General features: G+C 56.4%; 7 protein-coding genes. 5 read left to right on the plus strand and 2 right to left on the minus strand.

Annotation, left to right across the window (positions count from 1 at the left end; all coding sequences use genetic code 11):
• The first annotated feature begins 15 nt into the window (after nucleotides 1-15).
• From hemE to WFM46_RS15535, 5 genes are all read left to right on the plus strand, one after another.
• Entirely contained in the window at nucleotides 16-1,080 is a 1,065-nt protein-coding gene (hemE, locus tag WFM46_RS15515) for a uroporphyrinogen decarboxylase (RefSeq protein WP_180210885.1), read from the plus strand.
• Between the two features lie 9 nt (nucleotides 1,081-1,089).
• A complete protein-coding gene (gene nfi / locus WFM46_RS15520) occupies nucleotides 1,090-1,761 on the plus strand; it encodes a deoxyribonuclease V (RefSeq protein ID WP_103177813.1) in 672 nt (223 codons plus the stop codon).
• A 41-nt stretch (nucleotides 1,762-1,802) separates the two neighbouring features.
• A complete protein-coding gene (locus WFM46_RS15525) occupies nucleotides 1,803-2,393 on the plus strand; it encodes a YjaG family protein (protein WP_103177814.1) in 591 nt (196 codons plus the stop codon).
• Nucleotides 2,394-2,579: 186 nt separating this feature from the next.
• Complete coding sequence (gene hupA, locus WFM46_RS15530) at nucleotides 2,580-2,852, plus strand: nucleoid-associated protein HU-alpha (RefSeq protein WP_032615913.1); 273 nt, start codon at nucleotides 2,580-2,582, stop codon at nucleotides 2,850-2,852.
• Between the two features lie 11 nt (nucleotides 2,853-2,863).
• Nucleotides 2,864-3,556: a DUF1481 domain-containing protein gene (locus WFM46_RS15535; RefSeq protein ID WP_103177815.1), complete on the plus strand. Its 693-nt coding sequence runs from the start codon at nucleotides 2,864-2,866 to the stop codon at nucleotides 3,554-3,556.
• A 43-nt stretch (nucleotides 3,557-3,599) separates the two neighbouring features.
• Here WFM46_RS15535 and purD read toward each other — a convergent pair whose 3' ends face one another.
• Both purD and purH read right to left on the minus strand, forming a co-directional pair.
• Nucleotides 3,600-4,892: a phosphoribosylamine--glycine ligase gene (purD, locus tag WFM46_RS15540; RefSeq protein ID WP_103177816.1), complete on the minus strand. Its 1,293-nt coding sequence runs from the start codon at nucleotides 4,890-4,892 to the stop codon at nucleotides 3,600-3,602.
• A gap of 15 nt (nucleotides 4,893-4,907) precedes the next feature.
• Nucleotides 4,908-6,497, minus strand: coding sequence for a bifunctional phosphoribosylaminoimidazolecarboxamide formyltransferase/IMP cyclohydrolase (purH, locus tag WFM46_RS15545; protein WP_336997965.1), 1,590 nt, complete (start codon nucleotides 6,495-6,497; stop codon nucleotides 4,908-4,910).
• Nucleotides 6,498-6,989 lie beyond the last annotated feature (492 nt).

Below are 6,989 nucleotides of genomic sequence, written 5' to 3' on the forward strand. Positions count from 1 at the left end.
TAAGGAACTGCAAAAATGACCGAACTGAAGAACGATCGTTATCTGCGTGCGCTGCTGCGCCAACCCGTTGATGTCACCCCGGTATGGATGATGCGCCAGGCGGGTCGCTATCTACCGGAATATAAAGCCACCCGGGCGCAGGCAGGCGATTTCATGTCCCTGTGCAAAAACGCGGAGCTGGCCTGTGAAGTAACGCTTCAGCCGCTGCGCCGCTACCCGCTGGACGCGGCGATTCTCTTCTCCGACATCCTGACCATCCCGGACGCGATGGGGCTTGGCCTGTACTTCGAAACCGGGGAAGGCCCGCGCTTTAGCTCGCCGATTAAGAGCAAAGCGGAGATCGACAACCTGCCTGTCCCGGACCCGGAGCAGGAACTCGGTTATGTGATGAACGCGGTGCGCACCATTCGCCGCGAGCTGAAAGGCGAAGTGCCGTTGATTGGTTTCTCCGGCAGCCCGTGGACCCTGGCGACCTACATGGTCGAAGGGGGCAGCAGCAAAGCCTTTACCGTGATCAAGAAGATGATGTACGCCGATCCGCTGGCGCTGCATGCCCTGCTGGATAAGCTGGCGAAAAGCGTCACCCTCTATCTGAATGCCCAGATCAAAGCGGGCGCTCAGTCGGTGATGATTTTCGACACCTGGGGTGGGGTACTGACCGGTCGCGACTATCAGCAGTTCTCGCTCTACTACATGCATAAAATCGTCGATGGCCTGCTGCGTGAAAACGAAGGCCGTCGCGTGCCGGTAACGCTGTTCACCAAAGGCGGCGGCCAGTGGCTGGAGGCGATGGCAGAAACCGGCTGTGATGCGCTGGGCCTCGACTGGACCACCGATATTGCCGATGCCCGCCGCCGCGTGGGTGACAAAGTCGCCCTGCAAGGCAACATGGATCCGTCTATGCTGTATGCTCCGGCCGCCCGAATTGAAGAAGAAGTCGCGACCATTTTGGCGGGCTTCGGTCAGGGCGAGGGCCATGTCTTTAACCTGGGGCACGGTATTCATCAGGATGTACCGCCAGAGCATGCAGGCGTGTTTGTGGAGGCGGTGCACCGACTTTCTGCCCAGTACCACCCGTAAGGAGTCGTTATGGATCTTGCGTCACTTCGCGCTCAACAACTTAAACTCGCTGCGTCTGTATCCCGTGAGGATCGTCTGGATAAAGACCCACCCTCGCTGATTGCGGGGGCCGATGTGGGGTTTGAGCAGGGGGGAGAGGTGACGCGGGCGGCGATAGTGCTGCTGACGTACCCCGACCTGGAACTGGTTGAGTATCAGGTGGCGCGGATCGCCACTACCATGCCGTATATCCCCGGCTTCCTCTCTTTTCGTGAATATCCCGCGCTGCTGGCGGCGTGGGATCAGCTCTCGCAAAGACCCGATCTGCTGTTCGTTGACGGGCATGGCATCTCCCATCCGCGCCGTCTCGGCGTCGCCAGCCATTTTGGGCTGCTGGTGGATGTTCCGACCATCGGCGTGGCGAAAAAACGCCTCTGCGGTAAGTTTGATCCCCTGTCGCCCGAACCCGGCGCGCTGGCACCATTGATGGACAAAGGCGAACAGCTGGCGTGGGTCTGGCGCAGCAAAGCCCGGTGTAATCCACTGTTCGTCGCCACCGGCCATCGCGTCAGTACCGACACCGCGCTGGCGTGGGTGCAGCGCTGTATGCGGGGCTACCGGCTACCGGAGCCGACCCGCTGGGCCGATGCGGTAGCGTCCGGGCGTCCGGCGTTTGTTCGTTGGCAGGAAATTCAGCGCTGAATCAGGTAAACTGCGGCCAATTTTCGATTCGAGACATCATCATGTTACAAAACCCGATTCACCTGCGCCTTGAGAAGCTGGAAAGCTGGCAGCACGTCACTTTTATGGCCTGTCTGTGCGAACGTATGTATCCGAACTATGCCATGTTCTGCAAGCAGACCGAATTTGGTGATGGTCAACTCTATCGTCGTATTCTCGATCTGGTGTGGGAGACGCTGACGGTTAAAGATGCGAAGGTAAACTTCGACTCCCAGCTCGATAAGCTGGAAGAGGCGATCCCGGTTGCCGATGACTATGATGTCTATGGCGTCTACCCGGCAATTGATGCCTGTGTAGCGCTAAGTGAACTGATTCACTCGCGTCTGAGTGGTGAAACGCTGGAACATGCCATCGAAGTCAGTAAGGCCTCTATTACTACCGTAGCGATGCTGGAGATGACCCAGGAAGGGCGTGAAATGACCGATGAAGAACTCCGTCTGAACCCGGCCATTGAGCAGGAATGGGACATCCAGTGGGAAATTTTCCGTTTGCTGGCGGAGTGCGAAGAACGCGATATCGAACTGATTAAAGGTCTACGCGCAGACTTGCGTGAGGCAGGCGAGAGTAACATTGGTATAAATCTTAACCAGTGAGACAACAAAACGTGATTTAACGCCTGTTTTGTCATGCCTCTACTCTTCCCTTCTGCCCCCCGTCTGGTCTACATTTGGGGGGCGAAAAAAAGTGGCTATCGGTGCGTGTATGCAGGAGAGTGCTTTTTTGGCATTTTCGTCGCACTCGATGCTTAGCAAGCGATAAACACATTGAAAGGATAACTTATGAACAAGACTCAACTGATTGATGTAATTGCGGACAAAGCTGACCTGTCTAAAGTACAGGCTAAAGCTGCTCTGGAATCCACCCTGGCTGCAATTACTGAGTCTCTGAAAGAAGGCGATGCTGTACAACTGGTAGGTTTCGGTACCTTCAAAGTGAACCACCGCGCTGAGCGTACTGGCCGCAACCCGCAGACCGGTAACGAAATCAAAATCGCTGCAGCTAACGTGCCAGCATTTGTTTCTGGCAAAGCACTGAAAGACGCAGTTAAGTAAGCCGCGTAGCAGTGAACAGTTTTATCGAGGGGGCGGTTTCGCCCCTTTTGTCTGTCTGGCGCCAGGTGACGGTGCTGGCGGGCATATTTGTATTAACCGCCTGTAGCCATGACTCCTCCCTGCCGCCTTTTACCGCCAGCGGCTACGCTGACGATCAGGGCGCGGTACGCGTCTGGCGTAAAGATTCAGATGACGAAGTGCATCTCCTCTCCGCGTTTAGCCCCTGGCACAGCGGCAGTACCACCACCAGTGAATATCGCTGGCAGGGCGATACGCTCGTCTGGATCGACGTAAACATCTACAGCAAAGTCCCCGAGCATGTGCGGGTACGCTTTGACGACCACGGTGAGCTGAGCTTTATGCAGCACGAAACCGGTGGCCTTAAACAGCAACTCTCTACCGATCAAATCGAGCTTTACCGCTACCGCGCCGCGCAGATTCGCCAGACCAGCGACGCGCTGCGACAGGGAAGGGTCGTGCTACATCAGGGGCGCTGGCATGTTGACGGCTCCGTGACAACGTGTGAAGGCCAGACCCTGAAGCCGGATCTCGATAGCTGGGCAACGGAACATATTGCACGCCGGCAGAGTCACTCCTCCATGGCAGTGAGCGTGGCGTGGCTGGAAGCGCCTGAAGGATCACAGCTGCTGCTGGTGGCGAACGAAGATTTTTGTACCTGGCAGCCGACAGAGAAGAGTTTCTGAAAATCCCCCTCCCTTGCGGGAGAGGGACTGGTGAAGGGAGGAGTTACTTCCCTTGCTCGCGCGCAATCGCGCGGTAACCAATATCGTTACGGCTGAAGCTACCGTTCCAGTGAATATCCGCCATCAGGGCATAGGCGCGTTGCTGCGCTTCTGCGACGGTGTTGCCCAGCGCCGTGGCGCACAGGACGCGGCCACCGTTAGTCAGCACGCGTTCGTCATCGGAGAGCTTAGTCCCCGCATGGAATACCTTCGCGCCTTCGATGGCTTCCAGCGGCAGGCCGTGGATCTCATCGCCGGTGTTGTAGTTGCCCGGATAACCGCCCGCCGCAATTACCACGCCCAGAGAAGCACGCTCATCCCACTCAGAGCGCTTTTCGTCCAACTTGCCTTCGCAGGCCGCCAGGCACAGCTCCACCAGATCGGATTTCATGCGCAGCATGATTGGCTGCGTTTCTGGGTCGCCAAAGCGGCAGTTGAACTCGATAACCTTCGGGTTGCCCTGTTTGTCGATCATCAGGCCAGCATAGAGGAAACCAGTGTAGGTATTGCCTTCCGCCGCCATTCCTTTAACGGTAGGCCAGATGATGCGGTCCATGGTGCGCTGGTGGACTTCGTCCGTTACTACAGGGGCAGGAGAGTAAGCTCCCATCCCGCCGGTATTCGGGCCGGTATCGGCATCGCCAACGCGCTTATGATCCTGGCTGGTAGCCATCGGCAGCACATGCTCGCCGTCGACCATGACGATAAAGCTCGCCTCTTCGCCATCAAGAAACTCTTCGATAACGATACGGTGGCCTGCATCACCAAAAGCGTTACCTGCCAGCATATCCTGAACGGCAGCTTCTGCTTCTTCGAGCGTCATCGCCACGATAACGCCTTTACCCGCTGCCAGACCGTCGGCTTTGATCACAATCGGCGCGCCTTTTTCACGTAAGTAGGCCAGCGCGGGCTCCACTTCGGTGAAGTTCTGATATTCCGCGGTCGGAATGTTGTGACGCGCGAGGAAATCTTTGGTGAAGGCTTTGGAGCCTTCGAGCTGCGCGGCGCCTTCGGTCGGGCCGAAGATGGTCAGGCCCGCGGCACGGAATGCGTCTACCACGCCAATGACCAGCGGCGCTTCCGGGCCCACAATGGTCAGATCGATTTTTTCGCTCTGGGCAAAGCTCAGCAGCGCCGGAATATCGGTTACGCCGATAGCGACGTTCTGCAGGGTGGGTTCCAGGGCGGTACCGGCGTTACCCGGCGCCACAAAGACGGTTTCAACCTGCGCAGACTGCGCCGCTTTCCACGCCAGGGCGTGCTCGCGCCCGCCGTTACCAATCACTAATACTTTCATTCTCTGCTCCGGGAATTAATGGCGGAAATGACGCATGTCGGTGAAGATCATCGCGATGCCATGTTCATCGGCGGCGGCAATGACTTCTTCGTCGCGGATTGAGCCGCCAGGCTGGATCACGCAGGTGATGCCCACTGCCGCAGCTGCATCGATACCGTCACGGAACGGGAAGAACGCGTCGGACGCCATGGCGGAGCCTTTAACTTCCAGATCTTCGTCGCCCGCTTTAATCCCGGCGATTTTCGCAGAGTAAACGCGGCTCATCTGGCCCGCGCCTATACCGATGGTCATGTTCTCTTTCGCATAGACGATGGCGTTGGATTTCACGAACTTCGCCACTTTCCAGCAGAACAGCGCGTCACGCAGCTCCCGCTCCGTAGGCTGACGTTTGGTGACGACACGCAGATCTTTCTCGCTGACCATGCCCAGGTCACGATCCTGAACCAGCAGGCCACCGTTCACACGCTTGAAGTCGAGACCCGGAACGCGTTCCGCCCACTGACCGCAGACCAGCACGCGCACGTTCTGTTTTGTCGCGGTGATTTTCAGGGCATCTTCGGTGGCCGAAGGGGCAATAATCACTTCAACAAACTGACGGGAGATGATCGCCTGAGCGGTTTCGGCATCCAGCTCGCGGTTAAACGCGATAATGCCGCCAAACGCTGAGGTCGGGTCAGTTTTGTACGCACGATCGTAAGCATCCAGAATAGAGGTGCTTACCGCGACGCCGCATGGGTTCGCATGCTTCACGATAACGCAGGCGGGCTCGCTGAACTCTTTCACGCACTCCAGTGCCGCGTCGGTATCCGCAATGTTGTTATAGGAGAGTGCTTTACCCTGCACCTGCTGCGCAGTGGCAACGGAGGCTTCTTTTACCTCTTCTTCTATATAGAAGGCAGCCTGCTGGTGGCTGTTCTCGCCGTAGCGCATATCCTGCTTCTTAATGAAGTTGAGGTTTAAGGTGCGGGAGAAGCGACCAGAGGGATCTTTGCTTTCGCCATGGTAGGCAGGGACCAGACTACCGAAGTAGTTGGCGATCATGCTGTCGTAAGCGGCGGTATGTTCAAAGGCCTTAATGGCGAGGTCGAAACGGGTCTCGAGATTCAGTGAGCCTTCGTTGGCATCCATCTCTTTAATAATGGCGTCGTAGTCGCTGCTCTTTACGACGATGGTCACATCCTTATGGTTCTTGGCGGCGGAGCGCACCATGGTCGGCCCACCGATATCGATATTCTCTACCGCATCCTCCAGAGAGCAGCCTTCACGGGCAACGGTCTGGGCGAATGGATAAAGGTTAACAACCACCATGTCGATTGGCGCAATCCCGTGCTGATCCATAATGCCGTCATCCTGACCGCGACGTCCCAGAATGCCGCCGTGGACTTTCGGGTGCAGGGTTTTGACGCGTCCATCCATCATTTCCGGGAAGCCGGTGTAATCGGACACTTCGGTTACCGGCAGGCCTTTATCTGCTAACAGGCGAGCAGTACCACCTGTGGACAGCAGCTCTACGCCACGTGCAGAAAGTGCCTGAGCGAATTCAACGATACCGGCTTTATCAGAAACACTGAGCAGAGCGCGGCGGACTGGACGACGTTGTTGCATGGTAAATCCCCTGGATTTGACGATTACAGAGAGCGTTAGGTGAATTTTCCCGATAAAAACTCAACTAACACACCTGGCGGGGCGCTTTATTTAGCGCGAGCATTTTAACGAAAACGTTTGCGCAACGCTCGCACATTTTCACTTTTTCGTCACGTTGTGGATAAGTCTGTGTGTAATCAGGTATAAGGCGGGCTTTTGCTGGGGAATGCAGCAGTCAGCAATTTTTATGACATTTAAGGGTTGCGGGCGGCGGAGAACTCCCTATAATGCGCCTCCATCGACACGGCGGATGTGAATCACTTCACACAAACAGCCGGGCCGGTTGAGGAGAAAAGCGAAAATAATCGCTTGACTCTGAAAGAGGAAAGCGTAATATACGCCACCTCGCAACGGTGAGCGAAAGCCGCGTTGCACTGCTCTTTAACAATTTATCAGACAATCTGTGTGGGCACTCAAAGTGACATGGATTCTTAATGTCTTCGGACAATAAAT

This window comes from Leclercia sp. M50 (assembly GCF_037150775.1).
Taxonomy (GTDB): domain Bacteria; phylum Pseudomonadota; class Gammaproteobacteria; order Enterobacterales; family Enterobacteriaceae; genus Enterobacter.